Below are 24,667 nucleotides of genomic sequence, written 5' to 3' on the forward strand. Positions count from 1 at the left end.
AATTCCATTGGCGCTGTAGAGTGCCGTGCCAGCAGTTCCGGCCGCGTCATATCACAGTGTCGGTCCAGCGGACGATTTGCCCGGCCGCATCGCCGAACGCGGCATCGAGCGCGCCGACATAGGCCTGGTTGCCATTGCCCGAAACGGGCGCGATGGCGCTAAACGTCTTCGAAGCGCGCACTTCACCGTTGCGGTCGTTCAACAGGCGCACGAACAGCTCGACCTCGGCATGTTCGCCGCCATCGACACGCACCTCGAACGAGCGGATCTCGACGATCACCTGATAGTCGATCGCCAGCCCCTCGCCCGGCTTGCCGACGCCGGTGAAGCTGCCCGAGCGCTGGAACGTCTCTGCCAGCCGCGCCTGTACGATCATCGGCAGCCGGTCGGCCCATTGCGCGCCCTTGAGATACTGGATCGATCGCGGCGATGGCTTGATGACGATGTTCTGGCTATCCAGCGCCTTGAGCGCCGAAGGCTGGGCGATGAGTATCTGCCGACGGCTGTGGGCACGCGCTTCCAGCGACGGCGCCGAAAGCTCGAACGTATCCAGCGGCGCCGGTCTGCCGCCCGGCAAGGCCGCGCAGCTTGCAAGCGAAAGCGCCAGCAACATCGCCCCGACCTTAGACCCACCCGATGTGATGCTGCCTGAACTGATCGACTTCAAACGCGATCCCCCCCGGATCGTGGAAACAATGCGCATCTGCCAGCTATGTTCTTGCGGTGGTCGGGGATCGAAGTCAACGGCGCACCCTGCCGTCGAACTGCCGGACCTCGCCCTCGCCGCCGGACAAGATCCTTTGTGGGTTGCGGCTGAGATCGGTTACCGCCTCTTCGATGCGATTGATCGAACGGCGGCTGTCCTGGACCAGCGCTTCGACGTTTTGCAGCCCTTGTCCCGAGAACCGCGCCAGATTGTCGGTAATGGTACCGAGACGGGCGTTCAGCGTGTCGGCGACCTGCTTGAACGATTTCAGCGTCGCTCTGGCGTCGGCCATGACGCCGTCGGCCTGGCCGGAGCCGAGCAGTTTGTCGACCTTGGCAAGGATACCGTCGACTCGCACCGAGGCATCGTTGAGGCGTCCTGCGAGCTGGTGCGCGTCTTTGATGGTTTCATCGATGTCATCGGCTCGGTTGGCGAACTTGTTGGTCACCTTGGCGATGTCGGCGGCAGCCTCGTTGGCGTTTTCGCTGGCCTTCTGGATATTGGCCAGCGCGGTGCGCACCTCAGCCGGATCGATGCCGTCGAGAACGCCGTCGACCTTGGCCAGCGTGCCTTGCGTCTTCTGGGCGAAGTCGTTGATCGAGCCGACCGCCGTGTCGACGTTCTTGATAACCGTGTCGAACTGCTTGCTGGTTTCCTTGAGATTGGCGGTGACCGTGTCGACGTTGGCGACGATGCTCTTGATCTGGTCCTTATCGACGGCATTGAGTAGCCCTTCCGCCGCCTTCAGCGTGCCGTCGAGCTTGCCCGAAACACCCTTCAGTTCATCCGCCAGCGAGCTGACGCTGGCCAGGAACTTGTCGACGCCGTCCGCATTCCTGGCCAGTGCATCGGAGAAGGTCTGGACATTGTTGACGGTCTGCGTCAGCGGCCCGCGCACATCCTTGGTGAAGCCTTCGAGCTCCGAAAGGACCTTGTCGGCCCGGGTGAAGATGTTCTGCGCCGTCTGCAACAGGTTGGTGACCGCCGACGGGTTGGCAACGATCTCGGCGACGCGGCCTTCCTTTTCCGCCTCGTCGAGGAGTTTTGGCTCCTTGGGGTCGGCGCCCTTGAGCTCGATGTTGGCCTGGCCGGTGAGGCCGGCAAGCCCGATATCGGCCTGCGTCGACTTGGTGATAGGCGTATTCCGGTCTATTTCGGTGTCGGCGATAGCAGCAGTCGGATTGTCGACGTCGATATAGACACGGCGCACGTCGCCGACTTTGACGCCATTGAACAGCACGAAACTGCCACGGCCGAGCCCCGAAGCGGAGCCTGGAATGCGCACGCGCAGCACCGCCGTCTCGCCCCTTTCGCCGATAGCCGCCGTCCAATAGACGAAAGCGAAAGCCGCGAGGATCGCGGCCAGCGTGAAAATGCCGACAATGACGTAGTTGGCCCTGGTTTCCATTGCTCACTTATGGCTATGCGCGCGCCGCAAGATCAAGTTGCCGGGCGCGTTTTCCGCGGAAATAGGATTTTACCCAGGGTTCCTCGCTCCTGAGCATGTCGTCGATCGTGCCCTCGACCAGCACTTTCTTGTTGCCAAGCACCGCCACGCGGTCGCACGCGGTAAACAGCGTGTCGAGATCATGCGTGACCATATACACGGTCAAATCCATCGTATCGCGCAGCTTGACGACCAATTCGTCGAATTCAGCCGCACTAATTGGATCGAGGCCGGACGTCGGCTCGTCGAGGAAAACGATGTCCGGATCGAGCGCCAGGGCGCGCGCCAAGGCGGCACGCTTGATCATGCCGCCGGAGAGCTCGGAGGGGAATTTCTGCGCCGCCTCCGGCGGCAGTCCGACCAACTCCACCTTAAGCATGGCAAGTTCGTCCATCAGCTTCTTCGGCAAATCGAGATATTCACGCATCGGCACCTGGACGTTTTCGAGGACCGTCAGCGCCGAAAAAAGAGCGCCATGCTGGAACAGCACGCCAAGCCGCATGTCGATGCGAAGGCGCTCCCTTTCGGTTGCCTTCTCGACGTCGACGCCGAACAGTTTGATTGTTCCCGATTGCTTGCGCGTCAAGCCAAGGATGGTGCGCAAGAGAACAGATTTGCCCGCACCGGAGGCACCAACAAAGCCGAGAATCTCCCCGCGCCAGATATCGAGCGACAATTTGTCGAGAACGACCTGGTCGGCGAACGATACGGTGATGTCGTGTGCTGACAGCACGATCTCGTCTTCTTTGGCCTTCGTCGCCACCTTGGTCGTGTTTGTGCCCGGCAGCTCCATCTCAGAACTCGATCGCTGCATAGAACATGGCGAAAAGCCCGTCGAGGATAATGACCACGAAGATCGACTTCACCACTGAGGCGGTGACATGCTGGCCGAGCGATTCGGCGCTGCCGCCAACCTTCATGCCCTCGACCGAGGCGATTATGCCGATGATCATGGCCATGAACGGCGCCTTGATCAGGCCCGCAAAGATGGTGCTGAGGTCGATTGCGACACGCAGCCGATCGATGAACGCTGCCGGTGCAATATCAGAGTAGAGCCATGCAGCCAAAATGCCGCCGCCCAGTGCTGCAAAGTTGGCGATGATCGTCAGGCAAGGCAGCGCGACGACCAGCGCGACCAACCGCGGAAACACCAGCACGCCGATTGGATTAAGACCGATCACCTTCAGCGCATCGACCTCCTCGCGCATCTTCATCGAGCCGATCTCGGCGGTAATCGCGCTACCGGAGCGGCCGGCGATCATGATCGCCGTCATCAAAACGCCGAGCTCGCGCAGGATCAGCACGCCGACCAGGTCGACGACGAAGATGTCGGCGCCGAAATAACTGAGCTGATAGGCGCCTTGCTGGGCAACGATCGCACCGACGATGGCCGACATCAGCACCACCACCGGTATGGCGCCGACGCCCATGCGATCGATCTGGTTGAAGATCGCCGCCATATTGACGGCATGGCCACGGCCAAGCTTCATCTGAGAGCCGCGTATCGTGGCGCCGAGGATGTTCATTGCGGCCAGGAAATCGTCGCGCATCTCATAGACGCGACGGCCTACCGCCTCGAGCCCCCGAATGATGAAGTTGGGCGGCTTTGCCGGACCGGATCCGGGCTCGCGTCGAACCGCATCGCCGACGGCGCCAAGCAGGATCGAGGCAATCTCGCTTTGCCCCTGCATCTTGATCTCGACGCCCTTCTTTTCGAAGCTGCTCACCAGGCGATCGATCAGCCACGCCCCGGCAGTGTCCATCTTCTCGATCTGCGACAGATCGAGCGCCAGCGTCTGGAAGCCGCTGCGCTTCTCGATCTTGCGCATCTCGGCATCGACCAGCGCCACGGTGCGTGTCGTCCAGCTTCCCGAGAAAGCGCAGCCGAGAACGCCGCCCTCCTCGCCGATCGCGATGCGCGGCTGGTGGTCGGGCTCCTTGGCAGGGCCGCTTGCGTCGCGTTTGCGGATGGTCAACATGGCGTCCTGTTTAGCCTGACGGGGCCGAGCTGTCGATTTGCCGACATCCTCCTTGTGCACAGCCGGAGCAGAAAAATATGGCGCGTGTCATTTCGGTCGAGGCCGAGCGCTTTCCGATAGCCGGGACCTTTACCATTTCGCGCGGCTCGAAGACCGAAGCGGAGGTGATTTCCTGCGCCATCACCGAAAACGGCCGTACAGGGCGCGGCGAATGCGTTCCTTACAAGCGCTATGGCGAGACCGTTGAGGGTGTGCGTGGCGCGATAGAGGCGATGCGCAGTGAGATCGCGCACGGCATCAGCCGCATCGCCCTGCTCGGTGCCATGCCTGCCGGCGCGGCACGCAACGCCATCGACTGCGCGCTCTGGGACCTGGAAGCGAAGATCAGCGGAACACCGGTGGCGCATACGATACGAAGCGTTCCGTTACGACCGCTTGAGACGGCGTACACATTGTCGCTCGCCGAGCCGGAAGCGATGGCGGCGCAGGCCCGCGCCAACGCCCAGCGCCCGCTGCTCAAGGTCAAGATCGGCGGCGACAACGACATCGCCCGCATCCGCGCAGTGACGGCGGCGGCACCCGACAGCCGAATCATTCTTGATGCCAACGAAGGCTGGACGAACGATAACATCGTAGAAAACCTCGCCTTTGCCGCTGCGCAAGGTATCGCCTTGATCGAACAGCCGCTGCCGGCGGGACATGACGGTATTCTTCGCCACATCGCGCATCCGGTGCCGATCTGCGCCGACGAAAGCGTGCACGAGGCGAAGGATATTGGAGCGCTTGTCGGCCTCTACGACGCCATCAACATCAAGCTCGACAAATCCGGCGGCCTGACCGCAGCGCTCGTGCTTCGCGACCGCGCCCGCGAACTGGGTCTTGGCGTTATGGTCGGCTGCATGGTCGGCACATCGCTTGCGATGGCGCCGGCCGTTCTGTTGGCGCAGGATGCCGATTTCGTCGATCTCGACGGTCCGTTGCTGCTAGCCCGCGACCGCGTTCCCGGTCTCGTCTATCGAGGGTCGCTGGTGTCACCGCCCGAGCCGGCGCTGTGGGGCTGAACGCGCCGCAAGCCCGATCAGCGCCAGGCCCGTCAGGGCGATCGGGATCATAGCAAAGAAGCCGCTCGCGCCGAAGCGGTCGTAAAGAGGACCGGAAATCAGCGTCGCCACCGCCATGAAGAAGCCGTTGGAAAAGTAGGCGATGCCTTGCGCCGCCCCGGTGCGTTCTTCCACGACGGTCTCACCGATCATCTTTTGCAGGCCAATTAGCACCAGCGCCACCGAAACCGCGTGCAGCGTCTGGATCGCGAAAAACCCGCCAACGCCAAGCCCAAGCGGCCAGATCAAAGGGAAGGCGATCCAGCGCACGATAGCGCCTGTCCCGGCAATCAGCATGATCGACACGACCGAGAAGGAGGCGAAAGCCCGGGTGAAGACGACGAACATGCATATCTCGGCGACGACGCCCCACCCCCACAGCAGCCCAACAACCGAATCGCTGATGCCGATCGACTTCCAGTAGATCGACACGAAGCCGTAGAGAAACGCGTGGCTGGCGGTGATGACGCCGACCCCGGTCGAAAAATAAAGAAAATACGGGTTGAGGAGTTTTGACGCCGATTGCTGAATGTCGGCAGCCGAAAGCGGCGAGGCGCGGCGCGGGCGGCCGAGGCGCGGCGCAATCAGCCCGGCGGCTAGCGCAGCGCATAACGACACGAAGATGATCACCGGGACAGCCTGAGCACCGCTCGCCGACAAGATGAAACCGCCGGCGAGATTAGCACAGAGATAGGAGATCGAGCCCCATTTGCGCATACCGGCGTAGTTCGAGCCGAAGCGGCGAACGCCTGAAAGGGCGAGCGAATCGGCAATCGGCGAATGCGGCGTCCAAACGACCGTCAGCGCCAGGGATACGGCAAGTACCATTGCGTAGGTCGGCGGCAGGAGGTAGCCGGCGGACAGGATCAGCGATGCGGCGACCAGCGCAACATAGACATTGGCGCGGTCGCTCGCTTTGTCTGCCAGCGCGGTAAGAAAAGGCGTCGTTGCCACACGCAGGAACATCGGCGCGGCGAGGATCACGGCTATCTGCTCGGCGTGGAACCCCTTGGCCTGCAGCCACAGGGGAAAATACGGCACATGCGTTCCGAGCGGCACGAAGAGCGTGAAGAAGATCAAGCTCATGCGCAGTTCGAAATGGCGTGGCTTGACGAGCTGTTCGGGCGAAAGCGGCGGCAGCGAGGACATTGACAGGCGATCCGTCGGCACGGCATTCAGCCGGGTCGGCCCACCACATCTGCCGCTGCATAACACGGCGAAAAAGTCGATGAAACCGCTGGACTAACCGATTGAAGCGAGGGCGGCCGGGTTTTGGTCAAGCCGCCTGGACTGCCCTGCCCTTGATGTCGATCGGCACGAGCACCTCGCCGCCGACCGGAGTCTCCGGCAGGACATGCGCCCAGTGCAGGATTTCCATCCGGCCGTCAAAATGCTCGACCACCGCCGTGCAGCTCTCCACCCAGTCGCCGGTGTTGATGTACTGCACGTCCTCGTAGCTTTCGATCGCGGCGTGGTGGATGTGCCCGCAGATGACGCCGTCGACGTGCGAGCGGCGCGCCTCCTCGGTCAGCACGGTCTGGAACGAGCCGATGAAATTCACCGCCTTCTTGACCTTGACCTTGGCCCAGGACGAGAACGACCAGTAAGGCAGGCCGAGCACCTGGCGCAGGCGCGTGATGACGCGGTTGACCAGCATCGCCGCGTCATAGGCGTAATCGCCGAGATAGGCGAGCCAGCGCGCATTGTGGACGACGGTGTCGAACTGGTCGCCATGAATGACAAGAAGGCGTTTGCCATCGGCGGTCTCGTGGATGGCGCGGTCGGCGACGACAATGCCGCCGAAATGCACGCCCTGGAACTGGCGCGCGAACTCGTCGTGATTGCCGGCGATGTAGGTGATGCTGGCGCCCTTGCGCGCCTTGCGCAGCAATTTCTGGACGACGTCATTGTGGCTCTGCGGCCAATGCCAGCTTCGTCTCAAGCGCCAGCCGTCGACGATGTCGCCGACGAGATAGATGATATCGGCATCGTGATGGCGCAGGAAATCGATCAGGAACTCGGCCTTCGCCGCTTTCGATCCGAGATGGACGTCGGAGATGAACATGCTGCGGAAAGTGCGGGGCTCTGCGCCGGACATCATTTGTCACCGTTGCTTTCGCGTGAGGCTATGCCCCGATTCATGCAACAACCGTATGACGGTTGCGATTGGTCCAGCCATCCGGATAGGTTGCCGCGGCAATCAGAGGAGAAAATCACCATGGATCTCGGCATTCGCGGCAAGAAGGCCATCGTCTGCGCTTCGAGCAAAGGCTTGGGACGCGGCTGCGCCATGGCACTGGCGGAGGCAGGCTGCGATCTGGTAGTCAATGGCCGCAGCGCCGACGTGCTGGCCAAAACCGCCGCTGAACTGCGGGAGAAATTCGGCGTCAAGGTGACCGAGATCGTCGGCGACATATCCAAGCCCGATGTCCAGAAGGCGCTGCTTGCCGCCTGCCCCGATCCCGACATCCTCGTCAACAACAATGGCGGTCCGCCGTTTCGCGATTTCCGCGCGCTCGACCGCGAAAAGATCCTCGAGGGCGTCACCCAGAACATGGTAACCCCTGTCGAACTGGTTCAGGCCGTGATCGACGGCATGGCGGCGCGCGGCTTCGGCCGCATCGTCAACATCACCTCGCTGTCCGTCTATGTGCCTATCCCCGGCCTCGACCTGTCGTCCGGCGCCCGCGCCGGCCTCACCTCGTTCCTCGCCGGCGTCGCGCGGACGGTGATCGACCGCAATGTGACGATCAACAACATGCTGCCGGGAAAACTCGACACCGACCGGCTGCGCGGCCCGCATGAACCCGGCAGTGTCGAGGATCCGGCGGCAGCTGCCGCGCGCAAGGCGCAAGCAGCAGCCAATGTTCCGGCCAAACGGCTCGGCACGCCGGAGGAATTCGGCCAGATCTGCGCCTTCCTGTGCTCGGTCCATGCCGGCTACCTGACCGGGCAGAACGTACCGGTCGACGGCGGCCTCTACGTCAGCGCGTTCTAGTGGTAGAATCCAAACGCTTGGTTACCCTCTGGACGGCGGAAGAACGACCCTTTGCGGTTGTTGGGTGCGAGCGCCGCATGATGCGATCTGACCTTCCTGACATTCGCAGAAGGGAGAATTCCTTTGCCAATGCATGCAAGCTAGCGAGCGAATCCGATACTCGCGATCCCAATTCCGCCCACCAGGATCAGGCTCAGGGCCCACACAGTGTCGAGATTGAACCAGCTTTGTGAGATGAACTTGGGTCCGAGCCATCGATAGACGGCAATGGCGATAACACCGCCGCTTACAATCATCGCGGCCGTATGGACCACGGAGACGGTGGTGGCGGTGATCAGATTACCGGCCATGAGCGTGGTAGCCGCCTGGTGTCCAACATCGAGATCGCCTGCCTGGCACAAGCCGAGATAAATCGGCACCAGCATCAGCCCGGCGCCATGCGCGGTGGCGGCCGCGAAAGACCACAAGGCCAATTGCGCCGGCGGGATACGGGCAAGAACACGCGGGTGGCGCCGGTTGATCAGGAGATAGATCCCGGCTGCGATCACAATCAACCCCGCCGCGATGCGAATCTGTCGTTCCCAGACGATGAGCGTCAGCATCGCGCCGAAGGGCAGCAGGATACCGATCATCGCCACAAAGTGGCCTATTGCCAAAAGGCCGAGCGCCCGAAACAATTCGCCGGCACGTCTGTCCAAAAGGCCGGCCGAAACGGCCAACGGCCAGCCCATGCCAGGATTGATGCCGTGATAAATGCCGCTGGCGACGACGGCCAGCCAGAGACCGGCCGTCGTCCACTCGCTCATCGCTTCATTGACCCGGGCAGTCGGTTACACCGACGGATAGCAGAACGAATCCGTCGAGCAATCGCCACCTTCCAGACGAATCTGGTGCGAGCGATACCCCTCGGGGAACTCGACATAAAAGTCCTTGTCCAGGGTGATTCCACCGTTCTCGCCGACATTGGCCTTGACCATGGCTGCCGGAATACCATCGCGATAGAACTGATCGTCCCAAGTCGAATACAGGGAGTTGGTCCAGTAAACGCGTTTGCCGTCGCGGCTGATCTCGACCATTTGCGGTCCGCCCCTGTAGTCGCCGCCGCCGGGATGCTTGGCCTTGCGCGTGATGCCGCCAATATGGATGGACCCTGCAAGCTTAGGCTTCATCGGATCGGTCACATCGTATTGGCGCATCTCGCCGGTGCCCCAGCAGGATACGTAGAGGAATCGGTCATCGAGCGACAGGTCGATGTCGGTTACTAGCGGCGGCACCGCCTCGAAGCCCTGAAGCAACGGCGGCAGGTCATCCTTGGCGGCTGCCTCGGGCGGGATGGTCGCCGTCTTTTCGCAATGGAATTTGCCGCCCTCGCGCCACCAGGTCCAGATCGATCCCTCGAGGTTTGTCGTGTCGACGACCACTCCAAGGAAACCGTATTCCTTGACCGGGTCATGGGCGGGGCGGACTTCCAGCGCCATCTGGTGGTTGGCGCCCAGATCGATGGTCTGCACGTTCCTGCGTTCGCGCAAATTCCAGAAATGCACCCGGTGTCCGTATTTGTTCGACAGGAGGTCTTCAGGCACGATGCCCTGCTCGAACTGGGGCGGAAGGGCCCACTCGCTCGAGACCATGTAGTCGCGTGGCAGGTTCCACCAGAAATCATACTGCTTGTCCTGCGGCCCGCGATCGATCTCGTAGCGCCCGATGACGTCGAACGTCTGGCAATCCATGACAAAGATGCCGGGAGGTCCGTCGGTGCCGTCAGGGCCACCGCCCCCAAGCGTCGAGACATAAATACCTTCCGGACCGCAGTGAATCGTATGAGGCCTGGAATAGCCCGTCTTGGCAAACACTTCTTCTGGCTCGATGACCTTGTGGATCTTGGCCTTGGTCGGTCCGCCCTTGGTGTCGATGACGTAAATGCGCGAAGATCGAATACCGGGAATGATCAGAAAGCGGCGCTCGAGAAACGGGTGACCATTCAGCGGCGAAAGGGCCGAAGAGCACGCGTTCCAGCCGAAATGGTGAAACTCGTCGCCCTTGTTCGGCATTATCACGCTATGGACGACCTTGCCGTAGTCCTTCGACTTCGGGTTTACGTCAACTATGGCTAGTCCATCTGGCTGAGAGAAGTCGGGACTCAACATCAAAGTGTAGGCAAAATTTTCGACTGGCGCCTGCATTGCGAGCTTGGCAGTCGCGTGGAAAGTCGGGTCTGGCCGTACAGTCATTGTCGTCCTCCCTTGGCAGGTTAAGCAGTCCGACCGACAATCAGGGGCACGATCTGTGATGCGTTTGGATGTCCGCCGAAAACGTCGGGGCGCTTTGTTGTTCGCACGCTATTTCGTGCGACTTTTCGAAGAATCTCACGGATTTTGGAGAACTGCAATGTCGACTTGTTTCGCCGCAAGGCCTCTGTGAGCGACGAGCGCCACCAGACATTCGAACTGGGCGGCGTACCTCGCCGCAGCACCCCGCCTATCGCCCCAACATCTCAATGGCAGACCGCACAGGAGGGCGGGGGTGCAAGCCGCAAGCTCGCGCTTGCGACATATCACCTCTCGAAAAGCCTCGGCTGCATGCTAAGAGACTCAAAACACCAAACGGACTGAACTGAGGAGGCGGCCGTCATGACAGGCGAAAGCAAGAAGGCGGCCCGATCCGACCTCGACGAAGCGGCGCTCTATTTCCATAAGCACCCCCGTCCCGGAAAGCTTGAAATCCAGGCGACGAAGCCGCTGGGCAATCAGCGCGACCTGGCGCTTGCCTATTCGCCGGGCGTCGCCGCCCCCTGCCTTGAAATCCGCGACGACCCGGCAACCGCCGCCGACTATACAGCCCGCGCCAATCTGGTCGGAGTTGTCACCAACGGTTCGGCGGTGCTGGGCCTCGGGAATATCGGTCCGCTCGCCTCCAAGCCGGTGATGGAAGGCAAGGCGGTGCTGTTCAAGAAGTTCGCCGGCATCGATGTCTTCGACATCGAGATCGACGCACCGGGCATCGAGCGCATGGTCGAAACGATCTCGGCGCTGGAACCAACCTTCGGCGGCATCAACCTGGAAGACATCAAGGCGCCCGAATGCTTCGAAGTCGAGGAGCAGTTGAAAGCCCGCATGGGCATACCAGTCTTCCATGACGACCAGCACGGCACCGCCATCATCGTCGCCGCCGCCGTGCTCAACGGGCTGGAATTCGCCGGCAAGTCCATCTCGGACATCAAGATCGTCACGTCGGGCGCTGGTGCTGCGGCGCTTGCCTGCCTCAACCTGCTGGTCTCGCTCGGCGCGCGGGTCGAAAACATCTGGGTCACGGACCGGTTCGGCGTCGCCCATAAGGGCCGCGTCGAGGAGATGGACCGCTGGAAAGACCCTTATGTGAAGGACACCGAGGCGCGTACGCTGGCCGACGTTCTGCCCGGCGCCGACGTGTTTCTCGGCCTGTCTGCTGCCGGCGTGCTGAAGCCGGAATTGCTCCACCACATGGCGCCAAAGCCGCTGATCCTGGCGCTGGCCAATCCCAATCCCGAAATCATGCCGGAAGCAGCACGGGCGGCGCGGCCCGACGCGATGATCTGCACCGGCCGCTCCGATTTCCCCAATCAAGTCAATAACGTACTCTGTTTTCCTTACATCTTCCGTGGCGCGTTGGATTGCGGCGCAAGCGCCATCAACGAAGAGATGAAGATGGCTGCTGTGCGAGCGATTGCAGCGCTCGCCCGCGAAGAGCCGTCCGACGTTGCCGCGCGTGCCTATTCCGGCGAGACGCCGATCTTTGGTCCGGAGTTCCTGATCCCCTCGCCTTTCGATCCGCGGCTGATCCTGCGCATTGCCCCTGCTGTCGCCAAGGCAGCTTGCGAGACCGGCGTCGCGACCCGGCCGATCACCGATTTCGCCGCTTATATCGACAAGCTGAACCGCTTCGTCTTCCGCTCCGGCCTGGTCATGAAGCCGGTGTTCTCGATGGCCAAGACGTCGAGCGCCAAACGCGTCATCTATGCCGACGGCGAGGACGAGCGCGTGCTTCGCGCCGCCCAGGTCGTGCTCGAGGAAGGCATTGCCGAACCGATCCTGATCGGCCGCCCGCATGTCATCGAGGTGCGGCTGAAGCGCTACGGGCTGCGCATCAAGCCGGGCGTCGATTTCGGCTTGATCAACCCGGAAGACGATCCGCGTTACCGCCACTATGTCGACCTTTTGATCGAGCTTGCCGGCCGGCGTGGGGTGACGACGGAAGCCGCGCGCACCATGGTGCGCACCGACAATACGGTGATCGCGGCCCTTGCCCTGAAGCGCGGCGACGCCGACGCCATGGTCTGCGGGCTCGAAGGCCGTTTCGAGCGCCATTTGCGCAACGTAACGCTGATCATCGGGCCGCGCCCCGGCATTAGGGATCGCGACCTGTCGACGCTGTCCATGCTGATCTCGCAGCGCGGCATCATTTTCCTCACCGACACCCATGTCTCCGTCGATCCGACCGCCGAAGAAATTGCGGAAATGACCGTTTTGGCGGCCGAGGAAATTCAGCGTTTCGGCATTGAGCCCAAGGCAGCGCTGCTGTCGCATTCTGATTTCGGCTCCCGCGATTCGCCAAGCGCCATGAAGATGCGGCAGGCGGCGGCGATCCTGGCGCGCATCGCGCCCGACCTGCAATGCGACGGCGAGATGCATGCCGACTCGGCACTATCGGAGCAGCTGCGCCAACGCGTCTATCCGCATTCGCGGCTGAAGGGCGAAGCCAATCTGCTGGTGTTTCCCAATCTCGATTCGGCGAACATCACGCTGACCGCGCTGCGCACGATGATGGACGCGCTGCATGTCGGCCCGATCCTGCTCGGCACCGACAGCCCGGCGCACATATTGACACCGTCGGTCACCTCGCGCGGCGTCGTCAACATGACGGCACTGGCAGTGGTCGAAGCCGCGCATAAGGCGCAAGCCATCATCGATCTGGGCTAGCGATGGGCCTTCTCAGACTGGCTTGAACCGGAAATGCCCTGTCTGCCTGAAGGCAAACAAAGTGTCCTCTTCTCTAGCGCCGTCGCCGATGTTGTGAATAACCAGCCTTCTTGTCGGCACCACAGTGGGGTGATTGGACGACACGATGGCAATATGCGACAGATTGCCGGGCAGCATCTGAGCGACGAGATCCCCAGGCCGATAATCGGCGGGGTCTTGGGTGACGGGCAAGGCAGCACCGCGCCGCTCGAAATAGACCGCAAGATTGGGCACACGGCGGTGGTCGATGTTGCGGTCAGGCGCCTTCAAGCCCCAAGCCTTCGGATAGGCGGCAAAATTGGCCCGCATATCCTCATGCACCAATTCTTGCAGGTCGAGATCGAAGGCGCGGCGATAGGCACGGATCACGACATCCGTGCACACACCCCGCTCTGGCTCAACGTCCCCGCCAGGATAGGCCAGGCGTGTATAGGTCGGATCGTAGAGCGTGGTGACGCCGATCTGCTCACGAGCGGCTTCGACCAATCTGGTGCCCCAATCCGGCGTGACAAGCTTTTCCTGCGACATGGCGACCGGCATCGCCAGGCATAAAAGACCAAATTGCACCGCGGCTCGACGGGTAATCGAGGTCATCCCAAGCCTCCGGGCATTACTGAATCCAGGCATTCTTCTCGGCGAATACGCCTTTTTCGTGCAACGCCAGGATGTCGCGGTACTGGCTCTGTCCGAAAAGGCCGTGGGGGTGGTCGGCATGACAGCCCTCGTCGTGATCGCGCACAGGCGCAAGCCATCGCCGATTTGAGCCGAAGCCGGAATCGGCGGTATGCTAAACGAACGGTTAACCGCGAGCGCGGTAGTTCTGAATGACAGGCAGGTGGAGGTCCGGAGGGATGACGGGCGCACATTGCAAGCTGACGCGGGCAGCCGCGCTGCTCGGCGTCCTGCTACTGTGCGGCATTGCCGTCACTCAGTCGCAGGCCGCTTCGCGCCTCTGCCGCCAGCTTGAAGCCGATCTTGGCGCCGCTTCTCGTGGTGGCGGCGGCAAGCCGGGCCTGCTCAGGAAATACGACGACGCGATCGTCCGGCAGCGCCAGCAGATTTCAAAAGCCGTCAGCCAGTCCAGCAGCGCCGGCTGCGGCTTCTCGCTGTCTCGCCGCAACGCCAACGCATGCGCGGCACTCGACGCCACCATCGATCGCATGGCTGCCAATCTCGACGCCTTGCAGGCCAAGCGCAGTGAGCTTGCCGACGGTGGTTCGCGACGCGATCGCGCGCGCATATTGGCCTCGCTTGACGCCAATGGCTGCCGCGATGATGCGGCGTCGACGCCCACACCTGACCGCGAAGCCAGCCGTGAAAACGGCAACCGAAGCCTGCTCGACCAGCTTCTGGGCAGTGAACCTGGTGCGCCCGACCAGCCCGAAGAGCTCGACCAGGCTGAAGAGCTAAGTCAGCCGCGCAACATCCGCAGCATCCTCAACAACGCCGACGAGTTGGGCCAGCCGCGACGCGAATTCCGCACCATGTGCGTGCGGACCTGCGACGGCTATTTCTTCCCGATGTCGAATGCTGCCTCGCTGGGCGATTTCGAGCGCGACCAGAAGAACTGCGAATCGAGCTGCCCCGGCACCGAGATGCAGGTTTTCTACACGCGCGGCATGAACGACGATTCGGCGTCGATGACGTCTTCAGTGACCGGCAGGCCTTATATCGAACTGTCGACGGCCTACCTTTACAAGCAATCCGACACGCCCCGGCCGCCGACCTGTGGCTGCAATGCCGTGCAGAATTTCCAGATCATCGCCGGCAACCCGCCAACCCCGGCACAATCCAAGGCGAGCGTGGAGACCACCCCGTTCATTCCGCTGCCGGTTGCCAAGCCTGATCCGGGCGCCGACCCGGAGACCTTGGCCAATTCGCAAGGCGGCCTCAACCGTGAGGCGATCAGACGGCTTGCCGCCAAACCTGTGCCCTCGCCGACGTCGCTGCCGCCGCCGGAGCAGCGCAAGGTCAGGGTCGTCGGGCCAACGTTCCTTCCCGACCCAGCAGCGGCAACAGATCTGCAAGCTCCGGACCGGAAGACTGTCCCGTAAGCGCCAGCCTGAGCGGCATGAACAGGGCCTTGCCCTTGCGGCCGCTCGCCGCTCGGATCTTGCCCGTCCAGTCCTTCCAGACAGTGCCGTTCCAAGGCTCTTCCGGCAGCAGCTCGAATGCCTGGCGAAGAAAGTCGCGGTCCTCGTCGGAAAACTCCGCCGGCTCCTCTGGACCGTCTCGAAGCGTACGCCACCAGATCGCCGCATCGGCCAGCCTGTCGAGATTGCCGCGCACCGCCAGCCAGAAAGGCTCGGCCTGTTCGCCGGAGATGCCGAGCACGATCAGCCGGTCGCGCGCCTCTGAAAACGGCATGTGGTGCAGCAGCGTGCGGTTAAGCACGAAGAGCTCGTCCGGGTCGAATTTGGCGGCGGATTTCGATGTTGCAGCCGGATCGAAGCGCTCGGCTAGCTCGGCCATCGCTGGCACCGCTACGACGTTTTCCGAGGTACCGACGAGCACCGCCAGCGAAGCCACCGCCATCGGCTCGATGCCGCTCTCACGCAGGCTCTGGATGGACAGCGCGCCGGTGCGCTTCGAAAGTCCCTCGCCTGATGCCGTTGTCAGGAGATTGTGGTGGCCGAACGCCGGCGGCTCCGCGCCAAGTGCTTGGAACAGGGCTATCTGGACGCCGGTATTGGTGACGTGGTCGTCGCCGCGAATGACATGGCTGACGCCCATGTCGATGTCGTCGACGACCGAAGGTAATGTATAGAGGTAGGTGCCGTCCTCACGCCGCAGAACCGGGTCTGAAAGCGAGGCGAGGTCGACGGTTTCTTCGCCGCGCACCAGGTCGTTCCAGTGGATTTCGGTGCGCTCCGGCTGCAGCGGATCACCGGTGAAGTTGGGCAGCAGAAAGCGCCAGTGCGGCCGCCGCCCATCGGCCTCATATTCCGCCACCTGCTCAGCTGTCAGCGTCAACGCCTCGCGGCCATAGACTGGCGGCAGGCCACGCGTGCGGCGCACCTTGCGCCTCAGGTCGAGCTCTTCGGGCGTCTCATAGCAAGCATAGACGAGGCGCGCCTCCTTCAGCCTCTCCAGTGCGGAATCGTAGATTTCCACGCGCCGCGACTGGTACTCCGTGGCGTCGGGGAAGATGCCCAGCCAATGCAGGTCATACAGGATAGCGTCGGAAAACTCCTGCGTCGAACGGGCAACGTCGGTGTCGTCGAAGCGCTGGATGAAGCGGCCTTTGTTCTTGATGGCGAACAGCCAATTGAACAAAGCGGTGCGCGCATTGCCGATATGGATGCGGCCGGTCGGTGACGGGGCGAAACGGACGGTAACTGTCATGAGGGGGGCGTACCGGATGGTTTTGCTGTTGACAAGACGCGCCCCCGCGCTCGGCGGCAGACATAGAACATGACAAAGGCTAAGAAAAGACTGCAGCGCCGCACGTCTATCAAGACGTGCGGCGCCGCAACCGTCAGATCACCAGGCCTTTGGTCAGTTCAAGCGCCTGGCGTTCGAACAGCCGGCGGTAGATGCCGCCTTGCAGCCGGATCAGCTGGTCATGCGAGCCCTCTTCGACGATGCGGCCGCGATCGAACACCAAAAGCCTGTCCAGCGCCCGCACCGTCGACAGCCGGTGGGCAATCACCAGCGTCGTGCGGCCGACCATCAAGCGCTCCATCGCCTGCTGGATCAGCACCTCCGATTCCGAATCGAGGCTCGACGTTGCCTCATCCAGGATGAGAATGCGCGCATCGGCAAGGAAGGCGCGTGCGATTGCAACACGCTGACGCTCGCCGCCCGACAGCTTTACGCCGCGCTCGCCGACCAGCGTGCCATAGCCTTTCGGCAAATTGGCGATGAAGTCATGCGCGCTGGCCAACCGCGCCGCGTGCTCGATCTCGGCCTGCGTGGCGGCCGGCCGGGCATAGGCGATGTTTTCGGCCAGCGACCGGTGAAACAGGATCGGCTCCTGCTGGACGATTGCGATCTGTGCGCGCAGCGACGCCTGCGCCACCTTGGCAATATCCTGGCCGTCGATCAGGATATTGCCCGCAGTCACGTCGTAGAGGCGCTGGATCAGCTTGACGAATGTCGTCTTGCCGGAGCCCGAATGGCCAACCAACCCAACCCGTTCGCCCGGCGCGATATCCACTGAAAAGTCGCGATAGAGCGGCAGGCGGTGGCTGCCATAATGGAACGTTACCTTGTCGAAGGTGATACGGCCATCGGTGATCCGGATCGGTTTGGCTCCGGGCCGATCCTCGATGCCGAGTGGTTCGGACTGGAAGTCGACCAGTTCCTCCATGTCGTTGATCGAGCGCTGCAGATTGCGGATATGCGTGCCGATGTCGCGCAGATAGCCTTGCAGCACGAAGAATGAGGTCAGCACGAAGGCGACATCGCCGGCGCTCGCCTGCCCCCACGACCACAAAAGCAGGGAGAAGCCGATGACCGCTGCCCTCAAAAGCAGCAGCATCGTCCCTTGCGTGGTGCCGTTGACGGTGCCGCGCATCCAGGTGCGGCGCGTGCGACCGCGCCATTTGGCGACGACCTCGGCAAGCCGCGTCTCCTCGCGTTCCTCGGCGCCAAAACCCTTGACCACGGCGTTGCAGCTCACCGCATCGGCCAGCGAGCCGCCAAGCCGTGTATCCCACGCATTTGCAAGCCTTGCCGCGGGCGCGACATAGCCAAGCGACAGCATCGTCGTCACCGCGATGAACAGAACCGAACCGATGGCGACGACAGCACCCATCAGCGGCCAGAACCAGCCAAGCAGCAGCGTCGAGCCGACGAGCATGACGACCGACGGCAGCAGCGCGATCAGGATCGTGTCGTTGAGCAGGTCGAGCGCCCACATGCCGCGCGTTATCTTGCGCACCGTCGATCCGGCGAAGCTGTTGGCGTGCCAGTCGGTGGAGAAGCGCTGTACGCGGTGGAAGGCGTCAGCGGCGATATCCGCCATCATCTTCAACGTCAGCTCGACAATGGCCATGAAGGCGAGATTGCGTAGCACGACACCGGTGAGCGCCAGGGCAACCAGCATCGAAAAGGCCGCCATCGCCGCGTTCCACGCAACATCGTCGGCCGCAGCACTGCTAGCGACGGCATCCACCAGCCGGCCGGAATAGAGCGGCGTCAGCACGTCGGCCAAGGTCGACAGCAGGAACGTGCCCATAATGCCGGCAAGCCGCCACGGCTGACGCCGCCAATGGCTGAGCGTGAAGCCAAGAACGCTGCGAAAGGCGCCCGCGCGCAAATCTATTCGAAAACGAGCCATGATGTCATTCGGGCGCAAACGAGCCCGATCCCGGAAAAGGTCGAAAATTGAAAAAACCGCGTCGGGCGAATTAACACCCAAGGAATTGGCGGCTCGCCCGAATACGGGCGGCGACCGGCATCGACGAACGCCTGTTCTCAGCTCGGCTTCGCCGCAAAGGTAAGAACCTTCTGGCTTGCCGATTGAGACCTAGGCTTCGCGGCCTCGCATAACGATGTCAAATCCTGGCATTTCGGTCCTCCCCAAGGGGATCGCGGAAAGGCGTTTATAGAGACGCCTCAACGCCGCGCCAAGTCAGTAGATAGTCCAAAGCGCATCTGGTCCAAGCAGTGAGACGATTTTGCAACAATCGCGGGTTGTGCGCTGCCCCTGTTTCAGGTTGCCGTGATACGGTCGAGGCGCATATAGCGGCCGTCGGTGGAAGGTCTGAAGCCGAGCTTCTCGTAAACCGCATGGGCGTCGTTGGTCGACAGGCTCCAATGCGTGACAGTCTTGCAATCCGGATGATCGATAAGCGCCTGGACAAGCCGGGTTCCGATGCCTTGCCCGCGATACCCGGGCCAGACAATGATGTCGGCGAGATAGGCAAATACCGTACCGTCGGTGATCGCCCGACCAAAGCCGACCTGATTGCCGCCGACATAGGCGCCGACGCACAGTGAATTGGCAAAGGCGCGGCGGTGCAGTTCATCGCTGCGGCCGCTGCCCCAATAGCTCTGCTTCAAAATGTCGGACGTCGCCCGGAAGTCGATCTGCGACAGGTCAAAGCTGATCTCAAAGTTGGCCATGGCTAAACCGTTATGCAAGCCAATCGCCTACCCGCCATCCCTGAACCGGTTGGTAATGGGATAGCGGCGGTCGCGGCCAAAATTTTTCCTGGTGATCTTCACGCCGGGCGCCGCCTGCCGGCGCTTGTATTCGGCGACGTAAAGCAGGTGCTCGACGCGCGTCACGGTCGCCCGGTCATGGCCGCGCGCAACGATCTCGTCGACGCCCATCTCGTTCTCGACCAGGCACTCCAATATGTCATCGAGCACCGGATAGGGCGGCAGCGAATCCTGGTCGGTCTGGTTCTCTCGCAGTTCCGCCGAGGGCGCCTTGTCGATGATATTATTCGGGATCACCTCGCCGGACGGACCGAGCGCACCCGGCGGCACATGCGCGTTGCGCCAGCGCGCCAGCGCATAGACCTGTATCTTGTAGAGATCCTTGATCGGATTGAAGCCGCCATTCATGTCGCCATAAAGCGTGGCATAGCCTACCGACATCTCGCTCTTGTTGCCGGTAGTGACCACCATCGAGCCGAACTTGTTGGAAATCGCCATCAGGATGGTGCCGCGGGCACGGCTCTGCAGGTTTTCCTCGGTGATGCCTTCCTTGGTGCCCTCGAAAAGCTGCGTCAGTGTGTGCAGGAAGCCCTCGACCGGCTCGAAGATCGGCACGATATCGTAGCGGCAGCCGAGCGCGCGGGCGCAGTCCTCGGCGTCCTTGAGCGAGTCCTTCGAAGTGTAGCGGTAAGGCATCATCACGGCGCGCAGCCGCTCCTCGCCCAGCGCATCGACGGCAAGTGCCGCGCAGATCGCCGAATCGATGCCGCCGGAAAGGCCAAGCACGACATTCTTGAAGCCGTTCTTGTTGACGTAGTCGCGCAAGCCCAACATGCAGGCGCGATAGTCGGCCTCCTCCTTTTCAGGGATTTTCGACATCGGTCCGTCAGAGCAGACCCAGATGTCATTCTTTCGCTTCCAGGTGGTGACGTTGACCGTCTCCTCGAACTGGCTCATCTGGAAGGCCAGCGTCTTGTCAGAACCGATGGCAAACGATGCGCCGTCGAAGACCAGTTCGTCCTGGCCGCCAAGCTGGTTGGCATAGATGATCGGCAGTCCGCATTCGATGACCTGGCGGATGACGATCTGGTGGCGGACATCGACCTTGCCGCGATAGTAGGGCGAGCCGTTCGGCACCAGCAGGATTTCGGCGCCGCTTTCGGCCAGCGTCTCGCAGACGGCAACTTCGCCCCAGATGTCTTCGCAGATAGGCACTCCCACGCGCACGCCGCGGAAATTGACCGGCCCCTGGATCTCGGGGCCGGCCTGGAAGACGCGCTTCTCGTCGAACTCACCATAATTCGGCAGATCGAGCTTGTAGCGTTCGGCGAGGATTTTGCCGCCATCAGCAAAGATGATCGAATTGTGCGTGCCGGTCTTGCGCTTCAACGGCGTGCCGATGATGAAGCCCGGGCCGCCGTCGGCGGTATCGCCGGCGAAATCCTCCGCCGCCCGCTCGCACGCCGTCAGGAATGCCGGCTTCAGCACCAGATCCTCAGGCGGATAGCCGGCAAGGAAAAGCTCGGTGAACAGCACGAGGTCGGCGCCTTGGCGGGCGGCATCCGCCCTCGCCTCGCGCGCCTTGGCGAGATTGCCGGCGACGTCGCCGACCGTCGGATTGAGCTGGGCGACGGCGATGCGCAATATGTCTGGAGCGGTCCTGTCTGTCGTCATGCCCGTGGGTTTAGCGCGGCAAAATTCGTCGGGCAATGGCGTTCGTTTGGACCAAACAATCGATCCTATTCGCCCATATATTCGCGCAAGGCTTCCGGCGGATGGTTCTCGCCGATCGACATTGCCAGAATACGGGAAATGTGTCGGCGCGGCAGCCCGGTTTCCGCCGCCCAGGCGTTGATCTGCGCTTGGATCCTGCCCAAATCCCTCTTCGACGTCGGGCTCTCCGCGATGTCGAGTCCGGCATCGCGCAGTGCGGCCGCCATATCGGCCGAGACAACAAAAGCGTCCCACTCAAGCCAGCGCAGAAAATACTGGCCGGTATTGCCGCCGAGCCGGCTGCCGTGCTTGCCCAGATAGGTCATCAACCCGACCTGGTCATCCGCCGGCCAATCGGCCAGGAACTTGCCGAAGCCGCCGTGCTCCTTCGACACACGCTCGACGAAGGCCGCGTTGTCGCGTACGGATTTGATCTTCTGCGGATTGCGCACGATGCGCTTGTCGGCCGTGAGATCGTGCCAGAAATCGTCAGGCTGGAATAGCAGCCGCTTCGGTTCGAAGCCAAGAAATGCTTCCTCGAAACCCGGCCATTTCTGCTCGATGACGCGCCAGACGAAGCCGGCGGCAAAGACCCGCTCAGCCATGGTCGACAGGATCCGGTCATCCGCAATCTTTGCCACCGCGGCATTGTCAGGCATTGGACCCAGCAGCGAGGTAAGGGCTGCCTCACCGCCTTTGCGTTTTGCTGCACGGGCGCGAATTTTCTGAAAATCCACCATTGTTTCCTGATCCCATCGCGTCAATCTACCACTTCCCGTATGAACCGGCAGCTTCTACCTCATCGCTGACGACGGAGGCGACGATGAACAAAACGATCGAGGACCTGGCAAGCCGCTGGCTGAAGCGAAAGCCGGACGGCCTCAGCGCGCTCGAAAGCCGGGTACTGCAATCTACGCTCGAGCGCACCACGATCTCCAAGGACACCAACAAGGCCGTCGCCTTTCACCAGACGTTTGGAGATCCCCTGGCCGACACCATCGCCCGGATCGGCGGCTCGTGGTCCTTCATCCTGGCATTCATTGGCTTCCTGATCCTGTGGACGGCAGGCAATGTCTGGCTCTTGTCGAGCGCCGCCTTCGATCCCTATCCATTCATCTTCCTCAATCTCGTGCTTTCCATGGTTGCCGCCCTGCAGGCGCCAGTGATCATGATGGCGCAGAACCGCCAGACCGAGCGCGATCGAATCGACGCCGCCCACGACTATGAGGTTAACCTCAAGGCCGAGATCGAGATCATGGCGTTACACGAAAAGCTCGACGAACTGCGCCACAGCCAGATCATCGGCATGCGAGACGAGATCGCCCGGCTGGCCGAGCAGGTGAAGCGCATCGACGGCATTCTGTCGAAGCAGCGAACGTCTTCATGACGGAAGCCATCCATCGTCTCATTGAGCAATATGGGTTGGTCGCGGTTTTCCTGGGCTGCGTGGCCGAGGGCGAAAGCGCCGCCATCCTTGGCGGTTTCTTCGCGTATCAGCATGTTTTCGTCCTGTGGCAGGCTTTCCTCGCGGCAGCGCTCGGCGCTTTCGGTGGCGACACGTTCTTCTTCATCTTGGGGCGGAGCTTCGCTGACCATAAATTCGTGATCAGGCTCCGTGCCCGGCCGGGCTTCAGCCACGCCTATCGTCTCGTCACCTCTCATCCCAACATCTTCGTGCTGTCGAACCGCTACATCTATGGCCTGCGCCTGGTCGGTGGTATCGCGGCGGGGCTGTCCGGCATTGCCGCGTCGCGTTTCGCCATCCTCAACGCCATCTCATCGGTGGTCTGGGCGGCGCTGTTCTGCACGGTCGGTTATGTGTTCGGGCTGGGTGCCGAGCGCATCGTCGGCCAGGCACTGGCCCGTCACGAGCGGCTGCTGATCGCTCTGGCAATCGGCCTGGTTGTGGCTATCCTCGGCTGGGTGGCGTCGCACTTCTTCGCCAAGAAGGAGCTTCGCAAGGGAAGCTGATCGTCAATCTATGCCGAGCGCACGGTCACCCTTTTCCAGGATCAGCGGGATGATCAGGTCTTCCTCGTCGGCAAGATGCCTGGTCAGCATGGCGATCAGCCGGCTGTTCTCGTCGGCATAGGCATCGGCGGCGAAGCGCTGCTTGACCTCGCTCTCCTGAAGCGTGCGGATGAAGGCATTTGCCGCCTCGGCATTGCGCTCCAGTCCCTCATGGATTGTGTGGTGATCGGCATCGAGAATCTCGAAGCCGCGCTTCAGACGGGTCTCGGCCCTGGCGAAGACCGGGAAATAATGATGGTCCTCGACATTGTGATGGCCGTCGAGATTGCCGAGGAAATGGTTGAGGCGCGGCGCGAACCAGCGCGCGAATTCCGGCGCGTTCAGCCTACCTTCTCGATAATCGCCGATACCACTGGTGAGCATGTCGCCAAGCTCGCGGAACATATCGTGCCGCTGCAGCCACATATTGGCCACGCCGTGAATGTTGGCATGCGCCTGCCAGATCTTGCGCGGATATTTTTCGGCCAGCCAGCGCAGATCGTCCGGCAGGCCCTCACGTTCAAGCAGCAGAAATCCGGCGGTATTGGTCATGTCGGTTCCCTCAGACCATGATCCCGAAAAGTGGTACCGGTTTTTCGGAAAAGATCATGGTCAAAACGAGAAATGCAGTGACGGCATGTAGTGTCTGAAACGTCAGATCGGCACCCCGAGGATCCGCTCGACGATGGCGACGCCCCAGACGCCTGCAGCGATTACCACCGAAATAAGCACCGCCAGCGAACCGCAATCCTTGGCCAGTTGGATATCGACGTTGAATTCACGGCTGAACGCGTCGCAGGCCGCCTCGATGCCGGTGTTCAGCACCTCGATCATGATCATGAGCAGCACCGCGCCGATCAGCAGCGCATAGCCGCGCCACGATTCCGAAAGGAACCAGCCGAGCGGCAAGGCAAGCACAAGCAGCGTCAGCTCCAGCTGGAAGGCCTCCTCGCTGGCGGCCAGTTTGCGAAACGCCCGCACCGAGTTGTAAAAAGCGTCGATCAGCCGCTGCATGCCAAAACCCTTCGGAATCACCGGCAGGGGATTAGCGCAATGGCTGGACCAAGGGAATAAGGCGACCTCTTCAAAAATCAGTCGCCTGCCACCTTGATCGACGGCGTTGACTTCTCGAACTGCGGCAGCCCGTCGTCGACCGCGTAATAGTCGCCCTTGTCGCCGACGAAGATGTGACATTCCCCTTGAAGTCCGGTTGGCGCGTCGAACAGCCCGGCCAGGACTGAAACATAGCCATCATCCGTCGGCTTCCAGAACAGCAGCGAGCCGCATGTCTTGCAGAAACCCCGTCTGGCAAACGAAGATGCCTCGTACCAGGTGATGCTGTCCGCGCCCGTGATCGTGATGTCGCGGTCGGCAACATTGGTCGCCGCATAAAAATGCCCGCTCTGCTTCCGGCACTGCGAGCAATGGCAGTAGATAACACCGCGCAGCGGTCCTCGTGTCTGGAACCGCACTGCCCCGCACAAGCATGATCCGGTGTGACTGTCAGCCATATCGGCCTCCCGATGCAATTGCCGTCGCTTCGCAGGATTCCAGTTTTGCGTGCGTTAGGCACGAGCAAATGCGACACCCGCCGGACGCGTTTCGCTGA

The 24,667-nt window shown here is 61.9% G+C and carries 23 protein-coding genes; 6 read left to right on the forward strand and 17 right to left on the reverse strand.

Annotated features, from left to right (window positions below):
* Positions 1–46: 46 nt before the first annotated feature.
* The 4 genes from NKH42_RS21895 to NKH42_RS21910 form a co-directional block, all read right to left on the reverse strand.
* On the reverse strand, positions 47–613 hold the full coding sequence (locus tag NKH42_RS21895; RefSeq protein ID WP_352688261.1) for an ABC-type transport auxiliary lipoprotein family protein: 567 nt from the start codon (positions 611–613) through the stop codon (positions 47–49).
* A 127-nt stretch (positions 614–740) separates the two neighbouring features.
* On the reverse strand, positions 741–2,114 hold the full coding sequence (locus NKH42_RS21900; RefSeq protein ID WP_254820180.1) for an MlaD family protein: 1,374 nt from the start codon (positions 2,112–2,114) through the stop codon (positions 741–743).
* Between the two features lie 13 nt (positions 2,115–2,127).
* A complete protein-coding gene (locus NKH42_RS21905; RefSeq protein ID WP_352507853.1) occupies positions 2,128–2,946 on the reverse strand; it encodes an ABC transporter ATP-binding protein in 819 nt (272 codons plus the stop codon).
* Between the two features lies 1 nt (position 2,947).
* Positions 2,948–4,132: an ABC transporter permease gene (locus NKH42_RS21910; protein ID WP_352645537.1), complete on the reverse strand. Its 1,185-nt coding sequence runs from the start codon at positions 4,130–4,132 to the stop codon at positions 2,948–2,950.
* A 77-nt stretch (positions 4,133–4,209) separates the two neighbouring features.
* On the opposite strand from NKH42_RS21910, the gene dgcA reads away from it, so the two are divergent.
* Positions 4,210–5,193, forward strand: a complete 984-nt coding sequence (dgcA, locus tag NKH42_RS21915) for an N-acetyl-D-Glu racemase DgcA (RefSeq protein ID WP_352688259.1) — start codon at positions 4,210–4,212, stop codon at positions 5,191–5,193.
* Here the strand turns inward: dgcA and NKH42_RS21920 are convergent.
* Positions 5,164–6,381, reverse strand: coding sequence for an MFS transporter (locus NKH42_RS21920; RefSeq protein WP_352478998.1), 1,218 nt, complete (start codon positions 6,379–6,381; stop codon positions 5,164–5,166). The genes dgcA and NKH42_RS21920 overlap by 30 nt on opposite strands.
* Positions 6,382–6,508: 127 nt before the next feature.
* Positions 6,509–7,330 (reverse strand): UDP-2,3-diacylglucosamine diphosphatase, encoded by an 822-nt coding sequence (locus tag NKH42_RS21925; protein ID WP_352645534.1) that lies wholly within the window; start codon positions 7,328–7,330, stop codon positions 6,509–6,511.
* Between the two features lie 120 nt (positions 7,331–7,450).
* Here NKH42_RS21925 and NKH42_RS21930 point away from each other — a divergent pair, with 120 nt between their 5' ends.
* On the forward strand, positions 7,451–8,230 hold the full coding sequence (locus tag NKH42_RS21930; RefSeq protein WP_352688257.1) for an SDR family oxidoreductase: 780 nt from the start codon (positions 7,451–7,453) through the stop codon (positions 8,228–8,230).
* A 140-nt stretch (positions 8,231–8,370) separates the two neighbouring features.
* On the opposite strand, the gene NKH42_RS21935 is transcribed toward NKH42_RS21930, so the two are convergent.
* Positions 8,371–9,036, reverse strand: a complete 666-nt coding sequence (locus NKH42_RS21935; RefSeq protein ID WP_254820173.1) for a hypothetical protein — start codon at positions 9,034–9,036, stop codon at positions 8,371–8,373.
* Between the two features lie 24 nt (positions 9,037–9,060).
* Positions 9,061–10,461 carry a selenium-binding protein SBP56-related protein gene (locus tag NKH42_RS21940; RefSeq protein WP_352688254.1) on the reverse strand — a complete coding sequence of 467 codons (1,401 nt, stop codon included), beginning with the start codon at positions 10,459–10,461 and terminating at the stop codon, positions 9,061–9,063.
* Positions 10,462–10,860: 399 nt separating this feature from the next.
* Here NKH42_RS21940 and NKH42_RS21945 point away from each other — a divergent pair, with 399 nt between their 5' ends.
* Positions 10,861–13,185, forward strand: a complete 2,325-nt coding sequence (locus NKH42_RS21945; RefSeq protein WP_352688252.1) for an NADP-dependent malic enzyme — start codon at positions 10,861–10,863, stop codon at positions 13,183–13,185.
* Positions 13,186–13,197: 12 nt separating this feature from the next.
* On the opposite strand, the gene NKH42_RS21950 is transcribed toward NKH42_RS21945, so the two are convergent.
* The gene (locus NKH42_RS21950; protein WP_352688250.1) at positions 13,198–13,818 is read right to left on the reverse strand and encodes a DUF1287 domain-containing protein; all 621 of its coding nucleotides are present in this window, start codon (positions 13,816–13,818) and stop codon (positions 13,198–13,200) included.
* Positions 13,819–14,075: 257 nt separating this feature from the next.
* Here NKH42_RS21950 and NKH42_RS21955 point away from each other — a divergent pair, with 257 nt between their 5' ends.
* Positions 14,076–15,278 (forward strand): DUF2865 domain-containing protein, encoded by a 1,203-nt coding sequence (locus tag NKH42_RS21955; protein WP_352688248.1) that lies wholly within the window; start codon positions 14,076–14,078, stop codon positions 15,276–15,278.
* Here NKH42_RS21955 and gltX read toward each other — a convergent pair.
* From gltX to NKH42_RS21980, 5 genes are all read right to left on the reverse strand, one after another.
* Complete coding sequence (gene gltX / locus NKH42_RS21960) at positions 15,196–16,569, reverse strand: glutamate--tRNA ligase (RefSeq protein WP_352688246.1); 1,374 nt, start codon at positions 16,567–16,569, stop codon at positions 15,196–15,198. The two genes, NKH42_RS21955 and gltX, sit on opposite strands and share 83 nt — an antisense overlap.
* Positions 16,570–16,702: 133 nt before the next feature.
* Positions 16,703–18,508: an ABC transporter ATP-binding protein gene (locus tag NKH42_RS21965; RefSeq protein WP_352691109.1), complete on the reverse strand. Its 1,806-nt coding sequence runs from the start codon at positions 18,506–18,508 to the stop codon at positions 16,703–16,705.
* Positions 18,509–18,882: 374 nt separating this feature from the next.
* Positions 18,883–19,296 (reverse strand): GNAT family N-acetyltransferase, encoded by a 414-nt coding sequence (locus NKH42_RS21970; RefSeq protein ID WP_352974419.1) that lies wholly within the window; start codon positions 19,294–19,296, stop codon positions 18,883–18,885.
* A 27-nt stretch (positions 19,297–19,323) separates the two neighbouring features.
* Positions 19,324–21,009, reverse strand: a complete 1,686-nt coding sequence (locus NKH42_RS21975; RefSeq protein WP_352753152.1) for an NAD+ synthase — start codon at positions 21,007–21,009, stop codon at positions 19,324–19,326.
* A gap of 65 nt (positions 21,010–21,074) precedes the next feature.
* Positions 21,075–21,788: a DNA-3-methyladenine glycosylase I gene (locus NKH42_RS21980; protein ID WP_352507839.1), complete on the reverse strand. Its 714-nt coding sequence runs from the start codon at positions 21,786–21,788 to the stop codon at positions 21,075–21,077.
* A gap of 83 nt (positions 21,789–21,871) precedes the next feature.
* On the opposite strand from NKH42_RS21980, the gene NKH42_RS21985 reads away from it, so the two are divergent.
* Entirely contained in the window at positions 21,872–22,435 is a 564-nt protein-coding gene (locus NKH42_RS21985) for a DUF1003 domain-containing protein (protein ID WP_352753150.1), read from the forward strand.
* The gene (locus NKH42_RS21990) at positions 22,432–23,019 is read left to right on the forward strand and encodes a DedA family protein (RefSeq protein WP_352691104.1); all 588 of its coding nucleotides are present in this window, start codon (positions 22,432–22,434) and stop codon (positions 23,017–23,019) included. Before NKH42_RS21985 ends, NKH42_RS21990 begins: the two co-directional genes overlap by 4 nt.
* 3 nt (positions 23,020–23,022) lie before the next feature.
* Here NKH42_RS21990 and NKH42_RS21995 read toward each other — a convergent pair whose 3' ends face one another.
* The 3 genes from NKH42_RS21995 to NKH42_RS22005 all read right to left on the reverse strand — a co-directional run bounded on the left by NKH42_RS21995 (position 23,023) and on the right by NKH42_RS22005 (position 24,569).
* Positions 23,023–23,610, reverse strand: a complete 588-nt coding sequence (locus tag NKH42_RS21995; RefSeq protein ID WP_352508811.1) for a hemerythrin domain-containing protein — start codon at positions 23,608–23,610, stop codon at positions 23,023–23,025.
* A gap of 102 nt (positions 23,611–23,712) precedes the next feature.
* On the reverse strand, positions 23,713–24,072 hold the full coding sequence (locus NKH42_RS22000) for a diacylglycerol kinase (protein ID WP_352508812.1): 360 nt from the start codon (positions 24,070–24,072) through the stop codon (positions 23,713–23,715).
* 77 nt (positions 24,073–24,149) lie between these two features.
* The gene (locus NKH42_RS22005; protein WP_352508813.1) at positions 24,150–24,569 is read right to left on the reverse strand and encodes a GFA family protein; all 420 of its coding nucleotides are present in this window, start codon (positions 24,567–24,569) and stop codon (positions 24,150–24,152) included.
* Positions 24,570–24,667 lie beyond the last annotated feature (98 nt).

This window comes from Mesorhizobium sp. M1142, assembly GCF_040318565.1.
Classification (GTDB): Bacteria; Pseudomonadota; Alphaproteobacteria; order Rhizobiales; family Rhizobiaceae; genus Mesorhizobium.

Excerpts from the sequence above, each read along its gene's own strand:
- gltX (WP_352688246.1), bottom strand. The coding sequence starts at position 16,569 with ATGACAGTTACCGTCCGTTTCGCCCCGTCACCGACCGGCCGCATCCAT.
- NKH42_RS21990 (WP_352691104.1), top strand. The coding sequence starts at position 22,432 with ATGACGGAAGCCATCCATCGTCTCATTGAGCAATATGGGTTGGTCGCG.
- NKH42_RS21955 (WP_352688248.1), top strand. The coding sequence starts at position 14,076 with ATGACGGGCGCACATTGCAAGCTGACGCGGGCAGCCGCGCTGCTCGGC.
- NKH42_RS21980 (WP_352507839.1), bottom strand. The coding sequence starts at position 21,788 with ATGGTGGATTTTCAGAAAATTCGCGCCCGTGCAGCAAAACGCAAAGGC.
- NKH42_RS21965 (WP_352691109.1), bottom strand. The coding sequence starts at position 18,508 with ATGGCTCGTTTTCGAATAGATTTGCGCGCGGGCGCCTTTCGCAGCGTT.
- NKH42_RS22005 (WP_352508813.1), bottom strand. The coding sequence starts at position 24,569 with ATGGCTGACAGTCACACCGGATCATGCTTGTGCGGGGCAGTGCGGTTC.
- NKH42_RS21930 (WP_352688257.1), top strand. The coding sequence starts at position 7,451 with ATGGATCTCGGCATTCGCGGCAAGAAGGCCATCGTCTGCGCTTCGAGC.
- dgcA (WP_352688259.1), top strand. The coding sequence starts at position 4,210 with ATGGCGCGTGTCATTTCGGTCGAGGCCGAGCGCTTTCCGATAGCCGGG.
- NKH42_RS21935 (WP_254820173.1), bottom strand. The coding sequence starts at position 9,036 with ATGAGCGAGTGGACGACGGCCGGTCTCTGGCTGGCCGTCGTCGCCAGC.
- NKH42_RS21940 (WP_352688254.1), bottom strand. The coding sequence starts at position 10,461 with ATGACTGTACGGCCAGACCCGACTTTCCACGCGACTGCCAAGCTCGCA.
- NKH42_RS21925 (WP_352645534.1), bottom strand. The coding sequence starts at position 7,330 with ATGTCCGGCGCAGAGCCCCGCACTTTCCGCAGCATGTTCATCTCCGAC.
- NKH42_RS22000 (WP_352508812.1), bottom strand. The coding sequence starts at position 24,072 with ATGCAGCGGCTGATCGACGCTTTTTACAACTCGGTGCGGGCGTTTCGC.
- NKH42_RS21970 (WP_352974419.1), bottom strand. The coding sequence starts at position 19,296 with ATGGCCAACTTTGAGATCAGCTTTGACCTGTCGCAGATCGACTTCCGG.
- NKH42_RS21985 (WP_352753150.1), top strand. The coding sequence starts at position 21,872 with ATGAACAAAACGATCGAGGACCTGGCAAGCCGCTGGCTGAAGCGAAAG.
- NKH42_RS21975 (WP_352753152.1), bottom strand. The coding sequence starts at position 21,009 with ATGACGACAGACAGGACCGCTCCAGACATATTGCGCATCGCCGTCGCC.
- NKH42_RS21945 (WP_352688252.1), top strand. The coding sequence starts at position 10,861 with ATGACAGGCGAAAGCAAGAAGGCGGCCCGATCCGACCTCGACGAAGCG.
- NKH42_RS21900 (WP_254820180.1), bottom strand. The coding sequence starts at position 2,114 with ATGGAAACCAGGGCCAACTACGTCATTGTCGGCATTTTCACGCTGGCC.
- NKH42_RS21920 (WP_352478998.1), bottom strand. The coding sequence starts at position 6,381 with ATGTCCTCGCTGCCGCCGCTTTCGCCCGAACAGCTCGTCAAGCCACGC.
- NKH42_RS21910 (WP_352645537.1), bottom strand. The coding sequence starts at position 4,132 with ATGTTGACCATCCGCAAACGCGACGCAAGCGGCCCTGCCAAGGAGCCC.
- NKH42_RS21995 (WP_352508811.1), bottom strand. The coding sequence starts at position 23,610 with ATGACCAATACCGCCGGATTTCTGCTGCTTGAACGTGAGGGCCTGCCG.
- NKH42_RS21905 (WP_352507853.1), bottom strand. The coding sequence starts at position 2,946 with ATGGAGCTGCCGGGCACAAACACGACCAAGGTGGCGACGAAGGCCAAA.
- NKH42_RS21950 (WP_352688250.1), bottom strand. The coding sequence starts at position 13,818 with ATGACCTCGATTACCCGTCGAGCCGCGGTGCAATTTGGTCTTTTATGC.
- NKH42_RS21895 (WP_352688261.1), bottom strand. The coding sequence starts at position 613 with ATGTTGCTGGCGCTTTCGCTTGCAAGCTGCGCGGCCTTGCCGGGCGGC.